This is a genomic window from Caloramator sp. ALD01 (assembly GCF_000472625.1).
Lineage (GTDB): Bacteria > Bacillota > Clostridia > Clostridiales > Caloramatoraceae > Thermobrachium > Thermobrachium proteoclasticum.
The window spans coordinates 25,127-47,974 of the sequence record NZ_AXAA01000018.1 but is presented as its reverse complement, the minus strand read 5'-3'; the positions used below and the strand labels follow the sequence as shown (position 1 = coordinate 47,974).

Annotated in this window: 19 protein-coding genes; 16 read left to right on the top strand and 3 right to left on the bottom strand. The window is 31.5% G+C overall.

The window, feature by feature from the left end; translation table 11 throughout:
* Window positions 1–792: 792 nt before the first annotated feature.
* From A3M9_RS0108545 to A3M9_RS0108535, 3 genes are read left to right on the top strand one after another with little or no spacing between them, the layout of a single operon-like run.
* Entirely contained in the window at window positions 793–1,926 is a 1,134-nt protein-coding gene (locus A3M9_RS0108545) for an acyl-protein synthetase (protein WP_027308861.1), read from the top strand.
* A complete protein-coding gene (locus A3M9_RS0108540) occupies window positions 1,907–3,238 on the top strand; it encodes an acyl-CoA reductase (protein WP_027308860.1) in 1,332 nt (443 codons plus the stop codon). The genes A3M9_RS0108545 and A3M9_RS0108540 overlap by 20 nt, the downstream gene beginning before the upstream one ends.
* Before the next feature lie 10 nt (window positions 3,239–3,248).
* A complete protein-coding gene (locus A3M9_RS0108535; protein ID WP_143290245.1) occupies window positions 3,249–4,649 on the top strand; it encodes an aspartate aminotransferase family protein in 1,401 nt (466 codons plus the stop codon).
* 15 nt (window positions 4,650–4,664) lie between these two features.
* Here the strand turns inward: A3M9_RS0108535 and A3M9_RS0108530 are convergent, their stop codons facing one another.
* Window positions 4,665–5,270: a DNA-3-methyladenine glycosylase gene (locus A3M9_RS0108530; RefSeq protein WP_035166220.1), complete on the bottom strand. Its 606-nt coding sequence runs from the start codon at window positions 5,268–5,270 to the stop codon at window positions 4,665–4,667.
* A 26-nt stretch (window positions 5,271–5,296) separates the two neighbouring features.
* Here A3M9_RS0108530 and A3M9_RS0108525 point away from each other — a divergent pair, with 26 nt between their 5' ends.
* Window positions 5,297–6,136 (top strand): type II CAAX prenyl endopeptidase Rce1 family protein, encoded by an 840-nt coding sequence (locus A3M9_RS0108525; RefSeq protein ID WP_027308857.1) that lies wholly within the window; start codon window positions 5,297–5,299, stop codon window positions 6,134–6,136.
* 524 nt (window positions 6,137–6,660) lie between these two features.
* Entirely contained in the window at window positions 6,661–10,002 is a 3,342-nt protein-coding gene (locus A3M9_RS0108520) for an LAGLIDADG family homing endonuclease (RefSeq protein WP_027308856.1), read from the top strand.
* A 13-nt stretch (window positions 10,003–10,015) separates the two neighbouring features.
* Here the strand turns inward: A3M9_RS0108520 and A3M9_RS0108515 are convergent, their stop codons facing one another.
* Window positions 10,016–12,115, bottom strand: coding sequence for a methyl-accepting chemotaxis protein (locus A3M9_RS0108515; protein ID WP_027308855.1), 2,100 nt, complete (start codon window positions 12,113–12,115; stop codon window positions 10,016–10,018).
* A 190-nt stretch (window positions 12,116–12,305) separates the two neighbouring features.
* Between A3M9_RS0108515 and A3M9_RS0108510 the strand changes: the two genes are divergently transcribed.
* The 6 genes from A3M9_RS0108510 to phoU all read left to right on the top strand — a co-directional run bounded on the left by A3M9_RS0108510 (window position 12,306) and on the right by phoU (window position 18,356).
* Window positions 12,306–14,051, top strand: a complete 1,746-nt coding sequence (locus A3M9_RS0108510; protein ID WP_027308854.1) for a GGDEF domain-containing protein — start codon at window positions 12,306–12,308, stop codon at window positions 14,049–14,051.
* Between the two features lie 137 nt (window positions 14,052–14,188).
* Window positions 14,189–15,094: a PstS family phosphate ABC transporter substrate-binding protein gene (locus A3M9_RS0108505; protein WP_027308853.1), complete on the top strand. Its 906-nt coding sequence runs from the start codon at window positions 14,189–14,191 to the stop codon at window positions 15,092–15,094.
* Window positions 15,095–15,145: 51 nt separating this feature from the next.
* On the top strand, window positions 15,146–16,051 hold the full coding sequence (gene pstC, locus A3M9_RS0108500; protein WP_027308852.1) for a phosphate ABC transporter permease subunit PstC: 906 nt from the start codon (window positions 15,146–15,148) through the stop codon (window positions 16,049–16,051).
* Window positions 16,051–16,923 (top strand): phosphate ABC transporter permease PstA, encoded by an 873-nt coding sequence (pstA, locus tag A3M9_RS0108495; protein ID WP_027308851.1) that lies wholly within the window; start codon window positions 16,051–16,053, stop codon window positions 16,921–16,923. Before pstC ends, pstA begins: the two co-directional genes overlap by 1 nt.
* Window positions 16,924–16,935: 12 nt before the next feature.
* Entirely contained in the window at window positions 16,936–17,691 is a 756-nt protein-coding gene (pstB, locus tag A3M9_RS0108490) for a phosphate ABC transporter ATP-binding protein PstB (protein WP_027308850.1), read from the top strand.
* 14 nt (window positions 17,692–17,705) lie between these two features.
* A complete protein-coding gene (phoU, locus tag A3M9_RS0108485; protein ID WP_027308849.1) occupies window positions 17,706–18,356 on the top strand; it encodes a phosphate signaling complex protein PhoU in 651 nt (216 codons plus the stop codon).
* Between the two features lie 11 nt (window positions 18,357–18,367).
* Here the strand turns inward: phoU and lepB are convergent, their stop codons facing one another.
* Entirely contained in the window at window positions 18,368–18,889 is a 522-nt protein-coding gene (gene lepB / locus A3M9_RS0108480; RefSeq protein ID WP_027308848.1) for a signal peptidase I, read from the bottom strand.
* A 230-nt stretch (window positions 18,890–19,119) separates the two neighbouring features.
* On the opposite strand from lepB, the gene fusA reads away from it, so the two are divergent.
* The 5 genes from fusA to A3M9_RS0108455 all read left to right on the top strand — a co-directional run bounded on the left by fusA (window position 19,120) and on the right by A3M9_RS0108455 (window position 22,847).
* Window positions 19,120–21,207, top strand: coding sequence for an elongation factor G (gene fusA, locus A3M9_RS0108475; RefSeq protein ID WP_027308847.1), 2,088 nt, complete (start codon window positions 19,120–19,122; stop codon window positions 21,205–21,207).
* 89 nt (window positions 21,208–21,296) lie between these two features.
* On the top strand, window positions 21,297–21,530 hold the full coding sequence (locus A3M9_RS0108470) for a hypothetical protein (RefSeq protein ID WP_027308846.1): 234 nt from the start codon (window positions 21,297–21,299) through the stop codon (window positions 21,528–21,530).
* Between the two features lies 1 nt (window position 21,531).
* The gene (locus A3M9_RS14640) at window positions 21,532–21,672 is read left to right on the top strand and encodes a hypothetical protein (protein WP_156897890.1); all 141 of its coding nucleotides are present in this window, start codon (window positions 21,532–21,534) and stop codon (window positions 21,670–21,672) included.
* A 177-nt stretch (window positions 21,673–21,849) separates the two neighbouring features.
* Window positions 21,850–22,308 carry a CtsR family transcriptional regulator gene (locus A3M9_RS0108460; RefSeq protein ID WP_027308845.1) on the top strand — a complete coding sequence of 153 codons (459 nt, stop codon included), beginning with the start codon at window positions 21,850–21,852 and terminating at the stop codon, window positions 22,306–22,308.
* Window positions 22,309–22,319: 11 nt separating this feature from the next.
* Window positions 22,320–22,847 (top strand): UvrB/UvrC motif-containing protein, encoded by a 528-nt coding sequence (locus A3M9_RS0108455; RefSeq protein WP_027308844.1) that lies wholly within the window; start codon window positions 22,320–22,322, stop codon window positions 22,845–22,847.
* Window position 22,848: the final 1 nt, after the last annotated feature.

Genomic DNA, 22,848 nt, shown 5'->3' with positions numbered 1-22,848 from the left:
CTACGAGTTTCAGAATTACAACGAGGACAAGTATGAGGCTTCTTTTTCATTTCTAAATAAATTTCATAGCAAACATTATCAAGTACTTTTGTTATAATAACATCTTTAAAACCAAGTAAATTTTTGATACAATTATTAGTGTGCACTTGTAGGATGCCTCCTTTCAGGTAATATTTTTGTAGTTAATTTAATTTTACCAGGCATCTAAAACAGGTGCATATTTTTTTTGTAAAAAAATATGCTGGGGCTACGCCCCAACATTTATTATAGAACCTTAATACAATCTCAGGTATTTATTTAAAATACCTGAGATTGTTGACAAACCTACTTATTAGATAAATTATGAAAAAGCCCTATGAATGGATTTCAATAGGCTCTTTCGTGAGCTTTAGCAATTCTTAGCTTTTCGACTTTGAAAAAGTCCGTAATTCGGCACAGGACGTGCCGAGCCGAGCGGCCATCAGGACGATGGCATCGCGAGGTTAGGACTTTTCAAACAAAGAAAAGCTTAGAATTGATCAGCGAAATGAATGAATGCCCAAGAAATCCTTCATAGGGCTAATCAAAATATATCTTTTTCAACAGCCTGAGGTATTTATTTAAAATACCTGTTTTTGTGTTTGTAAGATTAATGGTAATTGTATTATTGATGATGATATCAATTTTATTCAATATGTTAATATATGTTAAAAAATATTTTGGAATATTTTATACATAATTGAAATATTTTGATTATATTGTTATAATAAGAATATGCACAAAATGTGCACAATTTTCCTTGGGGGGGATTTAATGAATTTTTTTAATGATTTTAAGAAAAACCTCGAAGGCCAATATGAAGAATGTACTGCATATAGAGAGCTATGCAAAAGAGAAGGGTTTAATCCTTTTAACGACTTAAAAACAGAAGAAGATTTACAATTTGTTCCTTTTATTATGACAACATCCTTCAAGAGGTCTTATGGTTCATTTACCAAACTTTTAAGGGTTGGAGTTGATAGGGTATATAAATGGACTGTATCGAGTAGTACAAGTGGAGATCCAAGTATAGTTGGAAGAAGTAAAGAGGATATTGAAAACTTAAGAAAATTTGTTTTGGAAGATGAAATAAGACATAGAGCAGAAAGAGATTATGAGTGTACTTTTTTCCCAAGAGCAGAAGAAATGAAGGCGTTTAATAGGGGTTTGTTTTTAAATAAGGTATGTGAGTCCTACTTGGGAAATATTGTGGATATATATACTTATTTAGAGCAGACAATATTTCTACTTAAACTGCAGGATGGAAAGATGGTGCTCGATATTGAACCCTTTATACAATATATTAAGGAGCATAATGGTAAAAATCATCGTGCAGCATTAGGTGGTTCTACGCCTTTGATTTTCAAAACAGTATTAAATCTAAAGGAAAAGATGAAGCCTGTTGAACTTGGAGACAGAGCTATACTTCATACAGGTGGCGGTGGATGGGACGGAAGAAAGGGAAATATAAACATAGGTGCACTAATTGAAAGGTGGAGGTTTGTAGAGGAGGTATCTAATTTTTTGGGTATACCACAGGAAAACTTTACAGATACATACTCCTTTACTGAAAATAGCTTTACGATGACAGGGCATTATAGTAGAGAGCATAGGGATTATTTATTCCACGTTCCAGAGTTTGCAAGAGTCATAGTAAGAGATATAAAGACACTAAAACCTGTTAAGGAAGGTGAAAGAGGCTTTATTCAGGTATTAAATGCCTATGGAACTTCAGCCTTTGCAGGTGCAAGTATCCTTGTTGATGATATAGGAGAGGTAGTTTCCTATACTCATTGTCCTGAATGTGGCTATAAGGGAATGGTTATTAAACTTTTAGGTAGAGTAAAGGGGACAGAGGCAAAGGGTTGCGGTGCTACCTTAGGAGGTGATGGGGTTGGAAATAATTAAAAGGGATTATAATGGCTGTGTTGTAGATGTTGCAGTTTATGATATTTCTGATATAAAGTCGGAGGTTTTAAGGCTTAAGGAGAATAAAAATAAGGCACACAATATAAAAACAGAAGAAACACTAAATATTCTTGATTTGTGTGCTAAGAAGTGGCTGGATAGAGATTATTCGAAAAAACACATTGAGCAATTGGCAAGGATAACAAATCAAAGTGAAGAAATGGTATTATTTGAACTTCAACACACAATGCAGGGCCTTTTAAAGGAAAATACAAAAAAATTAATAGAGGAAGAACTAAGGAGAGAGGATATTTTAGATAATTGGGTTTCAACCCATTATGGTTTGGTTCATAGACAACCACGTGGATTAGTATTCCACAACGTATCAGGTAATGCCTTTATAGTAGTACCAATTAGTATTGCTATGGGACTAATATCAAAGAATGTTAATATAGTTAAGGTATCAAAGGATGAACCATATTTTGCTAATGTATTTTATAAAAGTCTAATGGAGATAGATGAGTCTATTAAGGAAAGATTATCTATTGTATACTTTGATAGTTCCTCAAGTGACATTTATGAATATATAGTGTCAAATTCTGATTGTGTTGTACATTGGGGAGGAAAAACTTCAAGGGACTATATGGCTAATTTATGTGCAAAACATTCTGTTCACTTTATAGAACACGGACCAAAAATAAGTTTTGAAGTTATAGATAAACAGCCAAGTATTGAAGAAATAAGAGGTATAGCTATTGATATGTCGCTGTGGGAACAAAAGGCTTGTTTATCACCAAGGATTGTATTTTTAAATACAGCAATAGATAAAGAGCAATTTCTTGAGCAATTTAAGTCCTGTTTAGAGGAAATAAATGAGGTACTACCTAAGGGTTACTACGATTATTTTTCTTCTATAAAAATATTGCAGGATAGACAAAGTTTGTTTTTAAAGAACATAGATAATCCTAAATTTAATATGTTCTGCAGCAAAAATTCAGATTATACTATAGTTTATTCTGAGGATTTCCCAAAGAACAACGAGGTCGATATGTGTTTTGGCAGATTCATATATGTTTGCCCATATAAAAATAAAGAAGAAGTTATAAACTATATTAACACTTATCTTAAGGGGTATCTTCAAACAATGGGATACTGTGGTGATGATTTAGAATTTATTGAACAAGTTACTTTGTGTGGTGTTAGCATTGTTACAAAGTTGGGGGAAATGTCGCTTCATAAGAATGGCACGTCCCACGATGGAATTTATAACTTAAGTGAATTAACCTATGTTGTTAGTTACCAAAAAGATTAGGGGGGATAATATGAAGGTAAAAGACTATTATAGGGACTTTATAACTGTTGATGAGGCATTAAATTTAAAAAGAAATGAAGTAAGGGAAAATTATAAAGAATATGTTAATTCTGCTGCAGTACAACTTTTAGGACTTTTAGACTTTGATAAACATTTTGTAAAGGCAAAAGGAACAAAGGTATATGATGAAGATGGAAAAGAGTATATAGACTTTTTAGGTGGATATGGTGCCTTAAATGTAGGACATAATAATGAATATGTTTTAGAGGGAATTAAAAAGGCTGTAGGTCTACCTAATATATTACAGGCATCCATATACAACTTTGCGGGTGTACTTGCCAAAAACCTTTCACTTTTAACTGGAGGACAGTTAAAGAGAACCTTCTTTGCAAATAGTGGGGCTGAAGCAGTTGAAGGTGCACTTAAAATAGCAAAGATTGCAAGTGGAAAAAGTAAAATAGCATACTGCCAAAACTCCTTCCACGGTAAATCAATGGGGGCACTTTCTGTAACAGGAAGAGAAAAATATCAAAATCCATTTAAACCTTTAGTTCCAGATTGCTATCCTGTTCCTTATGGAGATGATAAGGCCCTTGAGGACTTGCTTAAGATGGGAGGTTTTGCAGCATTTATTGTAGAACCAATACAAGGAGAAGGAGGAATAAATGTTCCACCTTCAGGTTACTTAAGAAGAGCAAGGGAAATATGTGATAAGTATGGGGTGTACCTAATTATAGATGAAATACAAACAGGATTTGGAAGAACAGGATATATGTTTGCATATCAAGCAGAGGAAATAGTTCCTGATATAATGTGTTTTGCAAAATCAATAGGTGGAGGAATAGTACCAATCGGAGGATACATTGCAAAGGATGAAATATGGAAGAAGGCCTATGGTTCTGTTGATAAGGCATTTTTACATACGTCAACCTTTGGAGGAAATACGTTAGCCTGTGCTGCAGGAATTGCAACTATTGAGTATTTAGTTGAAAATAATCTTGATAGACAGGCAAAGGAGAAGGGAGACTATTTTATAAAGAAACTTTTAGAACTTAAGGCAAAATATCCAGTAATAAAGGATGTAAGAGGTCGTGGACTTATGATTGGACTCGAGTTTGAGGAACCAAAGGGAATATTAAACAAAATTACAGCAGGAAAACTATCAGAATTGTCAAAGGAATATTTTGCATCTTTAGTAGCTGGAAAACTTATGAATGAATATGGTATTATAACTGCTTACACCCTAAACAATCCTAATGTTATAAGACTTGAACCACCTCTAATAGTAGAATATGATGAGATAGACAAAGTATTATTTGCATTAGAGGATATATTCGAGAAAAACGGTGGTTTTTTAAGTCTTGGATTAGAAAGTGGTAAACAGGTAATAAAGTCTTTATTTAAAAAATAGTGGCTATTTTAGCCACTATTTTTGTGAAACCCAGGGATTGTCCTTTATATAAAATCTCCAGGGATAAAATCTTGCCTCTTCAGCATAGTCAATGTTTATTCTTGTAGTTTCAACTATATCAAAATCATTATATCCTGCATCTTCAACATATAGAGTATCAGAAAACAGATTTATTCCGTTTAAAGATTTATCAAGATTTAGTGCAATACAAAGTTTAGATGGACCGTTTGTTAAGTTTTTGAATTGGCTTTTGCTTATTTCTTTAAGCTCCTTTTTGTATCTTAATTTGCACATATAATCAATTCCCTCTATAGGTTCAATAGCACGTATCAATACAGCACAGGGTTTGCCTTCATCTTCAGTAACAATATTAAAACAGTAGTACATACCATAGATAAAGTATATATAGGCGTGACCAGCATCCTTAAACATTACTTCATTTCTTTGAGTTTTTCTGTTATTATATGAATGTGCAGCTTTATCAAAGGGACCTATATATGCTTCTGTTTCAACAATTCTACCAACAAGCTTATGTCCATTAATATTTCTTACAATGTTTTTGCCAAGAAGTTCTTTAGCAACATTTAGAGTGTCCTTTTTATAAAAATCTTTATTGAGCATAACAACCTCCAGAAAGGGATGATATTTTGAAAAAATTAGTTTTGGTTTTTAAAATATTAGGTTTTCTAATTTTAAATGCATTAGGTTTGTATATATTAGAAATGACATTGAACTTTTTTTCAGTTTATTTTAATAATGCATATATTTTTAATATTATTTATTCATTAGGAACTATATTAGTTTTAATTTTAAATACTAAGCTGTTTATAAGAAAAGATACATTAAACTTTCTTAAATTATATTTTAAAAATATAGATTTTAAAAGAGTAGCATATTTAGTATTATTAGCATCGTGCCTTAATATCATTGTTACACTTATATTGATATTTCTTCGCAAGTACACAGTATATAATTTTATATGGGATAAGCTTTATATAGAGGATATATTAGGTGTGATTTTTACAGGATTTATTATATCACTATCATATTCAATAATTGAAGAAGTAATTTTAAGAGGATATCTATTTAATATGATACCTTTAAAAGAAGAAATAAATATAGTTTTGATTGCACTAATCTATACAACCTTTAATGCCTTAAGTAGAGGATTTAATTTTGTATTTATAATAAATACATTTTTGTTTGCCCTGTTTTTAAATATTATATATTACAAATATAAAAACTTAATATATACACTATCCTTTACTTTTATATGGTTTTATATATCCAACTATATTTTTTCCTTAAGTTTAGAACCAGAAAGTTTAGATATATATTCAGTTGTAAATTTAATGTATGGCAGCTTTGATATAATAGGCGGTGGCGAGTATGGAATATTTGGTAGCATTGTATTTTCTATTTTTCTTTTATTGATTAACTTATATGAGTTAAAATCTTTGAATGTATTTCATAGATGGACATTATAGAAATAAAAACAAAAGGACAGTACATTTAAAAGGTGTATTGTCAGGCTGTTGAAAAAGTTATATATTGATTAGCCCCATGAAGGATTTCTTGGGCATTTGTTCATTTCGCTAATCAATTCTAAGCTTTTCTTTGTTTGAAAAAGTCCTACCCTCGCGATGCCATCATCCTGATGGCCGCTCGGCTCGGCACGTCCTGTGACGAATTACGGACCTTTCCAAAGTCGAAAAGCTAAGAATTGCTAAAGCTCACGAAAGAGCCCACTGAAATCCATTCATGGGGCTTTTTCAAAATTTAGCTAACAAGTAGGTTTGTTAACAATCTCACAATACGTTTTAAAGCTGTATTGTCTTTTTTATTTTTATAAATGTATTAATAAAAGTGTAAAAAAATAAAAAAGGTGAATATAGTTATGGATAATTAATGTTCATAGAGAATAAATAAATTTAAAAAAATAATTAGATATGATACTATATTTAGTGTTCTTAGTGTATAATAATACTAAATATAGTAAGGGGCGATGTGTATGGGATTTTCTAAAAATGCTATTAAGGTATTAGAAAAAAGGTATTTAGCAAAGGATGTTGATGGAAACATAATAGAGACTCCAGATGAAATGTTACATAGAGTAGCTAAAAAAGTTGCAGAGGCAGATAAATTTTATGATGAAAATGCTGATGTGCAAAAGACAGAACAAATATTTTATGAAATGATGAAGAATTTAAATTTTCTTCCGAACTCTCCAACCTTAATGAATGCAGGCAGACCTCTTGGACAGCTATCTGCTTGCTTTGTACTCCCTGTAGAAGACTCGATGGAGGGTATATTTGATTCTATAAAGAATGCGGCACTTATCCATAAATCAGGTGGTGGAACAGGATTTAGCTTCTCAAGATTAAGACCAAGTGGCTCAAGCGTAAAGTCGACAGGAGGTGTAGCTTCTGGTCCAGTTAGTTTTATGAAGGTATTTGATGCAGCAACAGAAGCAGTAAAGCAGGGGGGAACCAGAAGGGGTGCAAATATGGGTATTCTTCGCATTGATCACCCTGATATTTTAGAGTTTATAAAATGTAAAGAGGATAACAATGCGATTAACAATTTTAACATAAGTGTTGCAGTAACAGAAAAATTTATGGAGGCTGTTATAAAGGGAGAGGACTATGATTTAATAGACCCAAATACAAAGAAGGTAAAGGGGAGATTAAATGCAAGGGAAGTATTTGACCTAATAGTTAAAATGGCTTGGAAAAATGGAGAGCCTGGTATAGTTTTTATAGATAGAATGAATAAGTTTAATCCTACACCTAATTTAGGGGAGATAGAGAGTACTAATCCTTGTTTACACAAAGATACGTTAATAGCAACAAAATATGGTTTAAAGAAAATATCTGAATTATATCAAGAAAATATTGATAAAGAGGTTGAAATATTAACTGATAATCGAGTATTAAATGAGGGTTTTGGTGTTAAGGTAAGGAGTGCTAAAATAGTTAAAACAGGAATAAGAAAAACATTAAGGATAGAGCTAAGTAATGGACAAAATTTAATATTAACACCAGAACACAAAGTTATGACTTTGAATGGATGGAAGATGGCTAAAGATTTATCAGTAGAAGATGAAGTTTTTGTTCAGAGTGGAGAAGGAGTATTTGTAAAGGAAGATAGTATAGGAAGTGAGCTTGGGTTTTTATTAGGATATATATTAGGTGATGGTTGGCTTACTAAAGATGGAAAGGTTTTAGGTGTTGTGTTTGCAGAAAATGAAAAGTATATAATGCATAAAATACAGGAGATTTCTGAAAAATACAATGGTGGAAGAGGAATTGTAAATAAGAGGGAAAACGGTATTTGGCAAATATTATTTAAAAGAAAGGAATTTGTTGAGAAGGTAAAGGAGCTTGGAATAGAAGGCAAAAAGGCACCTTTTAAGAGAGTTCCAAAGTCTATGTTTACAGCATCTAAAGAGACAATTGCAGCCTTTTTAGATGGAATTTTTAGTGCAGATGGTACTATAAATTATATAGATGAAGATCATAGAGATATTAGATTGACTTCTGCTTCAAAGGAGCTATTGCTGGATGTTCAACTTATACTTTTAAATTTGGGAATAACAAGTAAGGTTTATAATAGAACAAAGAAAAATCAAACTCATTTTAAATATAAAAACAAAGATGGTGAAGTAAAAACCTATATAAGCAATAACCTTTATGAATTGATTATAAATGGAAATGATATTATAAAATTTAAAGACGTAATAGGTGGATTTACACACAAAGAAAAGAACTTAAAATTAAGTCAGATTTGCAAAGAGTCGCGTAAAAATATATATTATAAGTTTAAAGTTAAAGATATAAAAGAATGGGAAGAGTGCGATGTCTATGATGTTATAGAACCAGTTACAAATTCACTTATAGCAAATGGGATGGTAGTACACAATTGTGGCGAGCAGCCGCTACTTCCTTATGAAAGCTGTAATTTAGGTTCTATTAATTTATCAAATATGGTTAAATGGAATGGAAAAGAATATGAAGTAGATTATGAACTCTTAGAGGAGACGGTATTTAATGCAGTTCATTTTTTAGATAATGTAATTGATGTTAATGTTTATCCTCTAAAGGAAATAGAGGCTATGACAAAGAGAACAAGAAAAATAGGCCTTGGTGTAATGGGATTTGCGGATATGCTAATAAAACTTAATATACCTTATAATTCAGAAAAGGCGGTAAAACTTGCAGAGGATATAATGAAATTTATAAATGATAAATCAAAGGAAGAAAGTAGAAGGCTTGCTAAATTAAGGGGAGCGTTCCCAGAGTTTAAAAATAGTATATATAAAGATGAAGAACCTTTAAGAAATGCTACAACAACTACAATAGCACCAACAGGTACAATAAGTATATTAGCAGGAGTATCATCAGGTATAGAACCATTATTTGCATTAGCCTTTTGGAGAAATGTAATGGACAATGAAAGGCTTGTTGAAATGAATTATTTGCTTGAAGATGAGTTAAGACAGAGGGGAATTTATTCAAAGGATTTGATTGATAAAATAGCAGATAGAGGAACTTTAGAGGGAATTAAGGAAGTACCAGAGGATTTAAAGAAGATATTTGTAACAGCCCACGAAATAGAACCAATATGGCACATAAAGATGCAGGCAGCTTTTCAAAAGTACACAGATAACGCTGTATCTAAAACTGTCAACTTTAAAAACTCTGCAACAGTAGAAGATGTAAAGACTGTATATCTTCTTGCCTATAGGCTTGGATGCAAGGGAGTTACAATATATAGGGATGGAAGTAGAGAAGGTCAAGTTATAAACATTGGAAAAGATAAGGAAGTTAAAGTTGATGAACATATTCCACGAGAACGTCCTGAAATAACTATGGGAATAACCGAAAAGGTAAGAGTTGGCTGTGGAAATCTCTATATTACAGTTAACTATGATGATAATGGAATATGCGAGGTATTTACTAATGTAGGTAAAGCTGGTGGGTGCCCATCACAATCTGAAGCTACTGCAAGACTTGTATCGATAGCATTAAGAAGTGGAATGGATGTAAAGGAAATAATAGAACAATTAAAGGGGATAAGGTGTCATTCAACTCTAAGGCAGAGAGCAAACAACAAGGATATAAAGGTTTTATCCTGTCCTGATGCTATTGCAAGAACAATAGAAACTTTAATAGATATAAAAAAAGTTGGAGGTTTAAAGGATTTAAATATTAAACCTGCTGATGAAATAGAGGACTTAATTGCAAATTCAAGTAAGAAATCAAAAATTAAATGCCCAGAGTGTGGTAATGAAATAACTCATCAAGATGGTTGTGTAATTTGTCCAAGTTGTGGATATTCAAAATGCAGTTAGGGTGTAGATTATTCTACACCCTAAATTTATTTACTGTGCTATTTAAATTTTCTGATAGATGAATTAGATTATCTGCTTGAAGTTTTATATTTTTAATTTCTTCTATTTGATTTAGAACGTGTAGCGACGATGCTTCAGCTGTTTCTAAAAATTGCTCTGATACAGATAGAGTATTCTTTATACTATTTTCAAGGCTACTACTTTTTTCTGTAATTTCATTTATAGTATCGTACATACTGTTTAATGAATAAAGCATATTTTTAACTGTATTATTTAAATATTCAAAGGAGTTTTCTGTTACTTTAACTGCATCGCTTTGCTTTAATATATTTTCTTTTATTGTTTTTGTATACTCAATAGTAGAATTAGTTATTTTATGTATGTCTTCAATAATTTTTTTAATATTATTGGTAGACAGATTTGTTTCTTCTGACAGCTTCCTTATTTCATTTGCAACAACTGCAAAGCTTCTTCCAGCCTCTCCTGCACGAGCAGCTTCAATAGATGCATTGAGTGCAAGTAGATTAGTTTGGGAGGATATTTGGTTAATTACTGTAATAACAGAGTTTATATTTTTAATATGCTCAACCAATAGCTCTATTTGCTCTTCTATATCCTGCATTGATTTTATAGTATGTTGGTTCTTTTCCTTTAGGTTACTAATTGAATCCAATGCAGTTTTATTAGAATTTTCTATGTTATAGCTTTCCTCTATAAGTTCACATCTTTTTTCATCTAATATCTTTGCGTCCTCAACAAAGGCCTTTGCTATTTCAATTGAGTTTGTAATTTCCTTCTTTTGATTTTCAGTTCCTACTGATATTTCCTTCATTGCAATTTCAACTATATCAGAACCCTGTAATAATGATACTGCATCTTTGTTTAAATCTTGAGATGAATTCATTAATGTGTCTGAAGCATTTTGTATTTGTTCTATAAGTTGCTTCATATTATAGAGCATTTTATTTAAATAACCTGACAGTTCACCAAATTCATCCTTTGAATCAATAATTACATCTATTGTTAAATCACCTTTACCTATATTCTCCATATATCTTGCAAGTTTTTTAAGTTTTCTATTAATTCTATTTGAGAATAGATAGCCTATGAAGATAGATATTCCAATAAATATAATGAATACAACAGCCATTATATAAAACATAAATATTGATTTAGAATATATATCTTTTTTGTTTATTTGAGTAACTATTTTCCAATTAGATTTGAAATTATTTTGATAAAATATAAAGCTTGAATTACTATCAAAATCGGTTTGCTTTAGGTTCCTTTTACCTGATAATATTTCTTTGATGATATTTTTGTTATTTATGTATTGATTAATATCTTTATTTACATATTGGGCTTGTCGTGTAGTGATTATTGTTCCATTTGTATCCAGCAAAAACACTTGTCCACTATTTTCTGTTATAAATCCTTCAAAGGATTTTAAAAAGTCTGTTAAGGATACAGTAAAGCCAACTATACCTGCTACATTGTTTTCATTATCATAGATTGTTTTTGCAAGTATAATTGAAGTTTTATTATTTCCCTTTTCTTTTATAGTATTACTCCAATAGGGATTATTGAAGTTGTTTATTGTTTTATTGTAAATATCAGTAGATGAAGTTACATTTATGTTTAAACTGTTATTTGGGTAAAAGTAAGTATTTCCGTTTTTATTAGATATAAAAACATTTCTTATATTTATATTTGAAGTCATTGCTTTTTTAAATTCATCGCTTAGCACCTCTTGGTTTAAATCATATAAATGTGTTTTAATGTTCTTGTTTTCAGCAACAAGAGTAAGTATACCCTCAAAGGAAGACAGTTTTTCATTAATTAAATTGTTTAATCTTTCAGAGGTTTGTTCAATGGAACTAGTATAATTCTTTTCTATTGTTTTAATCAAAAATGAACTTGAAATTAGACCAAATATAAGAATGGGAAGAAGTGATATTAAGAGCATAATAGAGATGATTTGATTTTTTACAGTTTTTAAGTTAACTTTTGCTAATGATTTTTTAAAATTAATGCCTTTGAATTTAAAATGAAATTTCTTAAATTTAAATTTTGGTAGTTTAATATTAATTTTTTTGAAAATCTTAAACTTCATATTCTTACCCCCTATAGATGCTTAACTTAAATATAGAAAGCTTTTTATTTAAAAACAAGAAAATCGAATAAATTTTAACACTGTTAACTTAAATTTAACATAAAATAATTAACTTAAATTTAACCAACAAAAAAATGTATATTTACATAACATATTTAAAATTTAATTAGCAAAGTAAAAGGGTGGTACTATGGATAAATATAATGAGCTTAAAAAAATACTTGATGAAAGGAATATAAGAACCTTTTTCCAACCTATTGTGGATATAAAAAATGTTAAGATTGTTGGGTACGAGGCACTATCTAGGGGACCTGTTGGAAGCATACTTGAAAGGCCAGATATTCTATTTGATACAGCAAAGGAATGTGGGCTTTTATGGGAAACAGAATACCTTTGCAGGACATTGGCAATAGAGAGGGCAAAGACGAATAAAATAAGCGAATTTCTATTTTTAAACGTGGACCCACAAATAATAAAGGACTCCAAGTTTAGGGATGGATTTACAACGGAATTTCTAAAGCTCTACAATCTATCGCCAGATAATATAATCTTTGAAATAACAGAAAAAACAGCTGTTGAGGATTATAAAGCCTTTAGAGAAGTTTTACAGCACTATGTAAAACAAGGGTATAAAATTGCCATTGATGATACTGGTGCCGGATATTCTGGATTTAGATTAATAACAGAAACAAAACCTCAGTTTATTAAACTTGATATGGGACTTATAAGGGATATTGATAAGGATAGCTTTAAACAGGCTTTATGCAAGAATTTACTTTCACTTAGTAGAATAACCAATATGAAACTTATAGCAGAGGGTGTTGAAACAATAAATGAGTTAAGTTTTCTTGTAGAAATAGGAGTAGAATTTGTACAAGGGTATTTTTTAGCAAGACCAAGTGAAAGTATAATGGACTTGACCGAAGAGTTAAAAGAAAAAATTTTATTTTTACAAAGGGAAAAGAGTAAAAAATCAACCTATAATGCAAAAACTTGCCCAATAGGAAAGATTGTTAGATTTGATACACCTATAGCAGAAACAACAAAATGTAAAAATGTTAAGGAATACTTCAATAAAAATTCAGTACAAGGTGTTGTAGTGGTTAAGGATGACTATCCAATAGGTCTTGTTATGAAAAGTGAGCTTAATTTTGCATTGTCCAAGCCCTTTGGTAATGAAATCTATTTAAACAGGCCTATAGAAATCATTATGAATAAATCTCCACTTGTTGTAGATTATAGTCTACCTATTTCGGAGGTAGCAGAACTGGCTATGTCAAGAAAGGAAGAAAATCTTTATGATTATGTAATTGTAATAAAGGATGATAAATATTATGGAATTGTTACAGTAAAGAAGCTATTAGAATATGCTATGGAGCTTGAATTAAATTATGCAAGGCATTTAAACCCACTTACAGGACTTCCTGGTAATTTGATAATAGAAGAAAAGTTAAATAATCTAATTGAAAATAAAATAACAGCCTCAATATTATATATAGATTTAGACAATTTTAAGCCCTTTAATGACCTTTATGGGTTTGAAAATGGAGATAGGGTAATTAGAATGCTGGCAGATATTTTGGTTGAAGCATCAAAAGAATACAACAATTGTTTTGTTGGCCATATAGGTGGTGACGATTTTGTTTTAATATTAGAAGAAAATATAAATAGCACTCAAGGATTATGTAGAAAAATAATAAGGGAATTTGATAGAAGAATTAGATCCTTCTATACCATAAAGGATTTAAATAATGGATATGTTGTATCTGTTAATAGAGAAGGAAAAGAGGTTGAGTTTCCTTTGGTATCTGTTTCAATAGCGTGTATGGAGGGGGATCTAAAGGAATATAGTTCAGCAAAGGAGATAGGAGAACATCTATCCTGTGTAAAAAAGCAGTGTAAGCTAACTAAGGGAAGCTGTTTTATTATTTCTTGATGTATATAAAAAGTTAAAAAACAAAAAATAAAATTAAGACTTAACTTAGAATTAACAAAAACGTGCAGGAACTTAACAAAAGAAAAATATAAAATGTAATTGTAAGTTGAAAGAATAACAATGAAAGGGGAAAAATTATGAAGGCTAAGAAATTTATGACATTAGCAGTGACAGCAATTCTTTTTTTATCAATGGTATCCTGTGCAGGACAAAAGAGCAAATCACTTAGTGGAACAGTTAAAATCGATGGTTCAAGTACAGTATATCCAATAACTCAGGCAGTAGCAGAAGAGTTTAAGAAGGAAAATCAAGGTGTAGAAATAACAGTAGGTGTTTCTGGTACAGGTGGAGGATTTAAGAAGTTTGTAGTAGGTGAAACTGATATAAACGACGCATCAAGAAAGGTTAAACAAGAAGAAATTGATAAGGCAAAAGCAAATGGAATAGAAATGACAGAAATACAAGTTGCATTTGATGGTATAGCAGTTGTTGTTAATAAGCAAAATGACTGGGCAAAGGATATGACAGTAGAAGAGCTAAAGATGATATGGGATAAGGATTCAAAGGTTCAATATTGGAGCGATGTAAGACCTGAATGGCCAAAGGAAAAGATTAAGTTATATGGCCCAGGAACTGACTCAGGAACATTTGAATATTTTACAGAAGAAATAAATGGTAAGGCAAAGCAAATAAGAGCAGACTATACTGCGAGTGAAGATGATAATGTTCTTGTTCAAGGTGTAGCAGGAGATAAATATGCAATGGGATTCTTTGGTCTTGCTTACTATGAAGAAAATATGGATAAGTTAAATATAGTTAAGATAAATGGTGTAGAACCAACACTTGAAACTGTTAAGAATGGAACATATAAGCCACTTTCAAGACCACTATTTATATACGTTTCAAATAAGGCATTAGAAAGAGCAGAAGTTAAGGAATTTGTTAAGTTCTATCTAACAAAGGGTAAGGATTTAGTTAAGGAAGTTGGTTATATACCAATGGAAGATTCAAGATATCAAGAAGAGCTAAACAAGATTAAGTAATTTAGGCACCCTAAGGGGTGCCTTATGGCCTGTAAAGAAGGGGGAGATGTTGTGAAAAAGATACAATTTGAAGGAAAAGAAAAAATGAATAGGCTTGAAAAGGTTGTAAAGATTATTTTAACAACACTTGGACTTATATCTATATTTACTACTATTGGAATAATTTTTTCCCTTTTTGAAGAAACATATATGTTCTTTAAAGAAGTATCTATAGTAGAATTTTTGACTGGAACAAAATGGACACCACTTATTGAACCAACTCACTTTGGAGTATTACCTCTTGTTGCAGGGACTATGCTTATAGTTGTTATAGCAGGTTTAATATCAATACCATTAGGTCTTGGTAGTGCAATCTACTTAAGTGAGTACGCTCCAAAGAAGGTTAGAAAGATATTAAAGCCAATACTTGAGGTTTTAGCAGGTGTTCCTTCTATTGTTTATGGATACTTTGCATTAACAGCAATAACACCTTTAATTAGAAATATATTTCCTGATACGAGTGTATACAATGCCTTAAGTGCAGGTATTGCGGTTGGTATAATGACAATACCTCTTGTATCATCTATGAGCGAAGATGCTATGATGGCAGTTCCTGATTCTTTAAGAAATGGTGCCTATGCACTTGGGGCGACAAAGCTTGAAGTTACCAAGGATGTTGTTATTCCAACTGCTATGTCAAGTATAGTTGCTTCCTTTATACTTGCTATATCAAGAGCAGTTGGAGAAACAATGATTGTTGCAATGGCGGCTGGTTCAACACCAAAACTTACTATAAATCCTTTAGAGAGTATACAAACAATGACTGGATACATTGTTCAAATAAGTATGGGTGATGTACCTTATGGTTCACTTGCCTACAAGACACTATTTGCAGTAGGTACACTTCTTTTCCTTATGACGTTTACACTTAATGTTATTTCAAGATATTTTGTTAGAAAATATAGGAGGGCTTATTAATGAATAATGAGGAGTTAAGAAGGCTCAAAAAAAGAAAAATGTTAAATAGTATAATGCACGGCATATTTTTAGCTTGTACATTGTTTGGAGTTATAGTACTTGTGATACTAATGATAGATATACTAAGAAAAGGTCTTCCTTGGCTGAGCCTTGATTTTCTAAAGAATTTCCCATCAAGATTCCCAAGAAAGTCAGGTATATATCCTGCCCTATTAGGAAGCCTTTGGGTAATTTTTTTAACTGCTTTAATAGCATTCCCTATAGGAGTTGGTACTGCTATATACCTTGAGGAATATGCAGAAGATAATAAGTTTACAGAGTTTATTAAATTAAATATTGCAAACTTAGCTGGTGTACCATCAATTATTTATGGAATGCTTGGACTTGCTGTGTTTGTAAGACTATTTGCAATGGGAAGAACAATACTGGCGGCGTCATTTACAATGGCAATTTTGATTTTACCAATTATAATAATATCTTCACAGGAGGCTATAAAAAGTGTGCCATCATCCCTAAAGCAGGCATCCTATGCACTTGGCACAACAAAATGGCAGACTGTAACAGGGGTTATACTTCCATATGCACTACCTGGGATATTAACAGGTTCAATACTTGCAATATCAAGAGCTCTTGGTGAAGCAGCACCACTTATTGTTGTAGGGGCCCTTGCCTATGTATCCTTTATACCCAAGGGACCATTTGACCAGTTTACAGTACTTCCAATACAGATATTCAACTGGGCAGGAATGCCAAAGAAGGATTTCCAAGATGTTGCAGCAGCAGGAATTATAGTGCTTCTTGTTATATTGCTTGGAATAAATTCCGTTGCAATTATATTAAGAAATAAATATCAAATAAGAATGAAGGACTAAGGGGGCTAAAAAATGGAACCAATAATAAGTGTTAAAAATTTAAACTTTTACTATGGTGAACACAAGGCCTTAAAGGATGTTAATATGGATATATACAAAAACAATGTAACAGCCTTTATAGGGCCTTCAGGGTGTGGTAAATCAACCTTTTTGAGAACTTTAAATAGAATGAATGATTTTATTGAGAACGTTAAGGTTGAAGGAAACATAATATATGAAGGAAAAGATATTTATTCAAAAGAGATGGAGCCTGTTGAACTAAGAAGAAGAATAGGTATGGTATTTCAAAAACCCAATCCATTTCCAAAGACTATATATGAAAATATAGTATATGGACTTAGAAAAAATGGAGTAAATAAAAAGGATGTATTGGATGAGGTAGTTGAAAAGACTCTAAAGGCAGTTGCACTATATGATGAGGTAAAGGATAAAATATATAAATCAGCTCTTGAGCTTTCAGGAGGACAGCAGCAAAGACTATGTATAGCAAGAGCTATTGCAATGCAGCCTGATGTTGTTTTAATGGATGAACCAACTTCAGCCCTTGACCCTATTTCAACTATGAAAATTGAAGAATTAGTACTTGAACTTAAAAAGGATTATACTATAATTATAGTAACACATTCAATGCAGCAGGCAGCAAGAATATCAGACTATACAGCATTTTTCTTAAATGGGGAAGTAATTGAATATGATGAAACCAGCAAAATATTCTCAAATCCAAGGGATAAAAGAACAGAGGACTATATTACAGGAAGATTCGGTTAAAAGGAGAGGTTAATATGAGAGAACATTTAGATCAACAGCTAACAAGATTAAATCACGACTTAATTAAAATGGGTGCAATGGTTGAGACAATAATAGACAAAGCAGTAACATCTCTCAAGAATCAAGATTTAGAACTTGCAAAAGGAATATATACAGAAGATGATGCTATAGATGAGATGGAACTAAAAATTGAGAAGGATTGTTTAAACTTAATTGCACTTCAACAACCAATGGCAAAGGATTTAAGAAGGATTGCTTCAGCATTAAAAATAATAACTGATTTAGAAAGAATAGGGGATCACGCTGTTAATATAGCAAAAATTACATTGGAGATTGGTAATGAGTCTTTAATGAAACCTCTAATAGACATACCTAAAATGGCAGAGATAGCTCAAAATATGATAAAATTAAGCCTTGATGCCTTTGTAAATCAAGATATAGAGATTGCTAAAAGGGCAGCGGAAATGGATGAAGAAGTTGATAAATTATACGACACTGTAATAAATGAGGTATTTCAGTATATACAAAAGGATAGCAAATTTTTAAACCAAGGAATAAAGCTTCTATTTGTAGGAAGATATCTTGAGAGGGTTGCAGACCATACAACAAATATATGTGAGCGAATTATTTATATGGTAACTGGAGAAAGAGTAGAAATAAATTAAGGTAGCAAATGCTACCTTAATTTTTTTATATCATTAAAGGGATAAACTCTAAGAACAGCGTGTCCTTTAAGATTCTTTATTGGTATAGGCCCTATATATCTACTATCCTCACTAACCTCTCTATTATCACCTAATACAAATACACAGTCTTCGGGTACAGTAATCTTTAAATCAACATCTGTATAAGTACCTGGTTCTAAATAATCCTCCTGAAGTTTATCTCCATTTATATATACATTTCCATCCTTTATTTCAACAGTTTCGTTTGGCAAACCTATTATTCTCTTTATATATATTCCTCTTCCTTTACTTCCAGGGTCTAATATAACAATTTCTCCTCTATAAATTTTTTTTCTATACATACTTATTTTTTCAACTATAACCCTATCATTGTTATGTAGAGTAGGAACCATAGATATTCCTGAAACCTGTATTATATCAAATATGAAAGCTTTTATAGTAAATGCAAGAACTGCTGCAATTACTAAGGAATATAACCACTCTTTGATTTCATTTTTTATGTTCTCCTTCAATTTTAGCACCTCCTAAAAGTAACTAATAATATTATACACATTTTACATAAAATTTGTAACTAAAAAATACAATATAAATAAAAGATTAATAAAATGTATAAAAATCCAATAAAAGTATAAAATAATAAAAGATGTATTTTCAAAAAATTTTAAAAAATTTTAGAAGGATTTTTAAAAAATCTATAGAAATATAAAAATAAGGCATAAAAACTGCCAAAGGGGGAATTGATATGAAGGAGTACAAAGCCGAAAATGTCCGAAACATCGGGATTATAGGTCATGGAGGTACAGGTAAAACATCTCTTGCAGAAGCAATTCTATTTAACACAAAGGAATCCGACAGACTAGGTAGAACAGATGATGGTACCTCTATATTAGACTATGATCCCGAGGAAAAAAAGAGAAAAATATCAATATCATCAGCAGTAGCAAACTGTGTTTGGAATGGACACAAGATTTATTTAGTAGATACTCCAGGATATTTTGATTTTGTAGGAGAGGTAATACAGGGTCTTAAGGGTGTTGACGCAGCTTTAATTAGTGTGTGTGGGGTTTCAGGTCTTCAAGTAGGAACTGAAAAATCCTGGGATTATGTTAATAGATATAATATTCCAAGAGCATTTTTTATTAATAAATTAGATAGAGAAAATTCAAGCTATGATAAAGCATTGCAAAGTCTGAAGGATAGGTTTGGACTTGCAGTTGTTCCTATAGAAATTCCAATAGGCAGAGAAAGTGAATTTAAAGGTGTTGTTAATATTATAAACAAAAAAGCTAAGGTTTATGACTCAAAGCTTAAATCAATGGTTGATGTTGAAGTAGCAAGTGAACTTATTCCAACTATTGATGAATATAGAAGTGTACTTATGGAGGCTGTAGCAGAAACAGATGAGGAACTATTAGATAAATACTTAAGTAATGGAGAGCTTTCTGAAGAAGAGATAATAATGGGACTTAAAAAGGGCATACTATCCTGTGAAATAGCTCCTGTATTCTGTGGTTCAGCTGTAAACAACATAGGGATTCATACACTTCTTGATAATATTATTAGCTATTTTCCATCACCAGTAGAGAGAACCTATGAAGGAATTAATCCAAAGACCGGAGATATAGAAAAGAGAAGCTCAAGTATAGATGAAGCCTTTTCAGCTGTTGTATTCAAGACAATTGCAGACCCATTTGTAGGAAGATTGTCATTGTTTAGAGTTCTATCAGGAAGTATTGCAGCAGATTCATCTATATATAACTCTACTCAAGATAAGATAGAAAAAGTAGGAACATTATATCTTTTAAAGGGAAAAAATCAGATTGCTGTAGATAGGCTTTATGCAGGAGAAATAGGAGCAGTATCAAAATTGCAGTATACATTAACAGGAGATACTCTCTGTGATGTTTCAAAACCAATTGTATATGGTAAGATGGAATTCCCAGAACCTTGTTTATCAATGACAGTTAAACCAAAGGCAAAGGGAGATGAGGATAAAATTTCAAATGGTCTTCATAAGCTACTTGAAGAAGATCCAACCTTTAAGATTACAAGAGATGTAGAAAATGCAGAAACTATTATTTCAGGACTTGGTGAGATTCATATTGAAATAATTGCAAATAAGCTTAAAAATAAATATGGAGTAGATGTTGTATTAGAAACTCCAAAGGTTCCATATAGAGAGACAATTAGAAAAACCTCCGATGTACAAGGAAAGTATAAAAAACAAAGTGGTGGTCACGGACAGTACGGAGATGTTTGGATAAAATTTGAACCACAAAATGAGACTGAGGATTTAATATTTGTAGATCAAATTGTAGGTGGTGTTGTTCCAAGACAATACATACCAGCAGTTGAAAAGGGCCTAAGAGAAGCTATGAAACACGGTGTTCTTGCAGGCTATCCAGTTATAGGAATAAAGGCAACTTTACACGATGGTTCATACCATCCAGTTGACTCATCAGAAATGGCCTTTAAGACAGCAGCATCTTTAGCATACAAGAAGGGAATGAAGGAAGCAGACCCAGTTTTATTAGAGCCAATAATGCACGTTGAAGTTATTGTTCCAGATGAATATATGGGAGATGTTATGGGAGATATAAATAAGAGACGTGGAAGAGTTTTAGGAATGGAACAAATGAATGGTCTTGAGGTGGTTACTGCAGAGGTACCACTTGCAGAAATGTTTAAATATGCTACAGAATTAAGGTCTATGACTCAAGCAAGAGGTAATTTTACAATGAGATTTGAACGTTATGAAGAAGTTCCTCCTGTAATTAGTCAAAAAATAATTGAAAATGCTCAAAAACAAAAGGAAATGGAAGAAGAATAAGCCAAGTGGCTTATTCTTTTTTTATTTCTTATAAATACCTTTATAAAAAAATTTTAAAGGGTAAAACTAAATATTGAGGAGGGGAGATAATGTCAGATTATAGAATAAATTTTGGCAGCATTATAGACCAATTAGATCAAAAAAAACTATTGGATGTAATTGATATAGTTGGAAAGAATGATGAACTTGTTATAACAATTGATGCAAAGGATGCAACCCAAACTGAAAATATTAATAGGGTTTTAGAAAACAATGGATTTGAAATAACTGTAAAGGGTGGCCACGATGATAGTAAATATAATATCATAGCAAGGAGGCGTTAGTATGAAGGATGAATACAATCTTCATTTATATGGAGAAATGGTTCCTTCTGAGTTTGCTTGGATGACTCCAGAGGAACAGAGAAAACGAGTAGATGAAGTTGAGCAGAAGTTAAAGTCAAAAAATAAAAAGGATAAAAAATAGGTGGTTTAACCACCTATTTAATAAAAAAATGAGAAAAAAATATATAATTTAAAAAATCAAACTATAAAGGCTATAATTTAAAATAAATTGGTAATAGTTAGATTTGAATAGTGATACAGTGGTATTATAATTATAGATGAAAGGTCAAAGAAAGTCAAAGTCAAAAGAGGTGGTGTGATGGCAAGACTGTCAGATATTATAGAAGAGTTTATAAAGAATATGCTTGAGACAAGCGAACAAAATGTGCTAGAGATACAGAGAAATGAATTAGCAAATATATTCAACTGTGCACCATCACAAATAAATTATGTTTTAACAACAAGGTTTACAATTGACAAAGGTTATTATATAGAAAGTAGACGTGGCGGTGGAGGATGTATAAGAATAACAAGGGTTGAACTTGATAAGAATCAGTATATAAAAAGAGCAATAAAAGAAAATATAATGGATAGTTTGACCCAAAATGAAGCAAATGCTATTATAGAGCTTTTTAAGGATCGAGGTTTTTTAAGTGAACGAGAGTCAACAATAATAAAGGCTGCAATAAGCGATAGGAGTATTCCTCTTGATGGTGAGACAAAAAATAAAGTACGTGCACATATATTAAAGAATATCCTAATAACTATGATAGAATAGGGGGTATGAATATGTTATGTCAAAGATGCAATCAAAAAGAGGCAAATGTTCATATAACAAAGATAATAAACGGGGTAAAGACTGAACTTCATCTATGTGATGAATGTGCAAAGCAGAGTGAGGATGTAAATATGAATTTTGCCATTAATTTTGGTATGCCTATGTCCTTCCAAAATATTTTAGATGGATTTGTAGAGATGTTAGGAGGAGCTCCTAAAACTTACGAAGAGGAGGTTTGTCCTGTTTGTAAGATGTCCTTCAACGATTTTAGAAATAAAGGAAGAATGGGATGCAGTAGATGCTATTCTGCCTTTGCACCTAAGATTACACCTATAATTAAAAGAATACACGGTAATATAGAACATACAGGAAAGGTTCCTGCAAGGACAGGAGGAGATTTAAAGTTAAAGAGGGATATTGAGAGATTAAAGGAAGAACTTAAAATAGCCATAAATAAGGAAGAATATGAAAAGGCTGCAAAGCTTAGGGATGAAATAAGAAATCTTGAATCAAAATTAGATAACCAAAGGGGTGAATGAT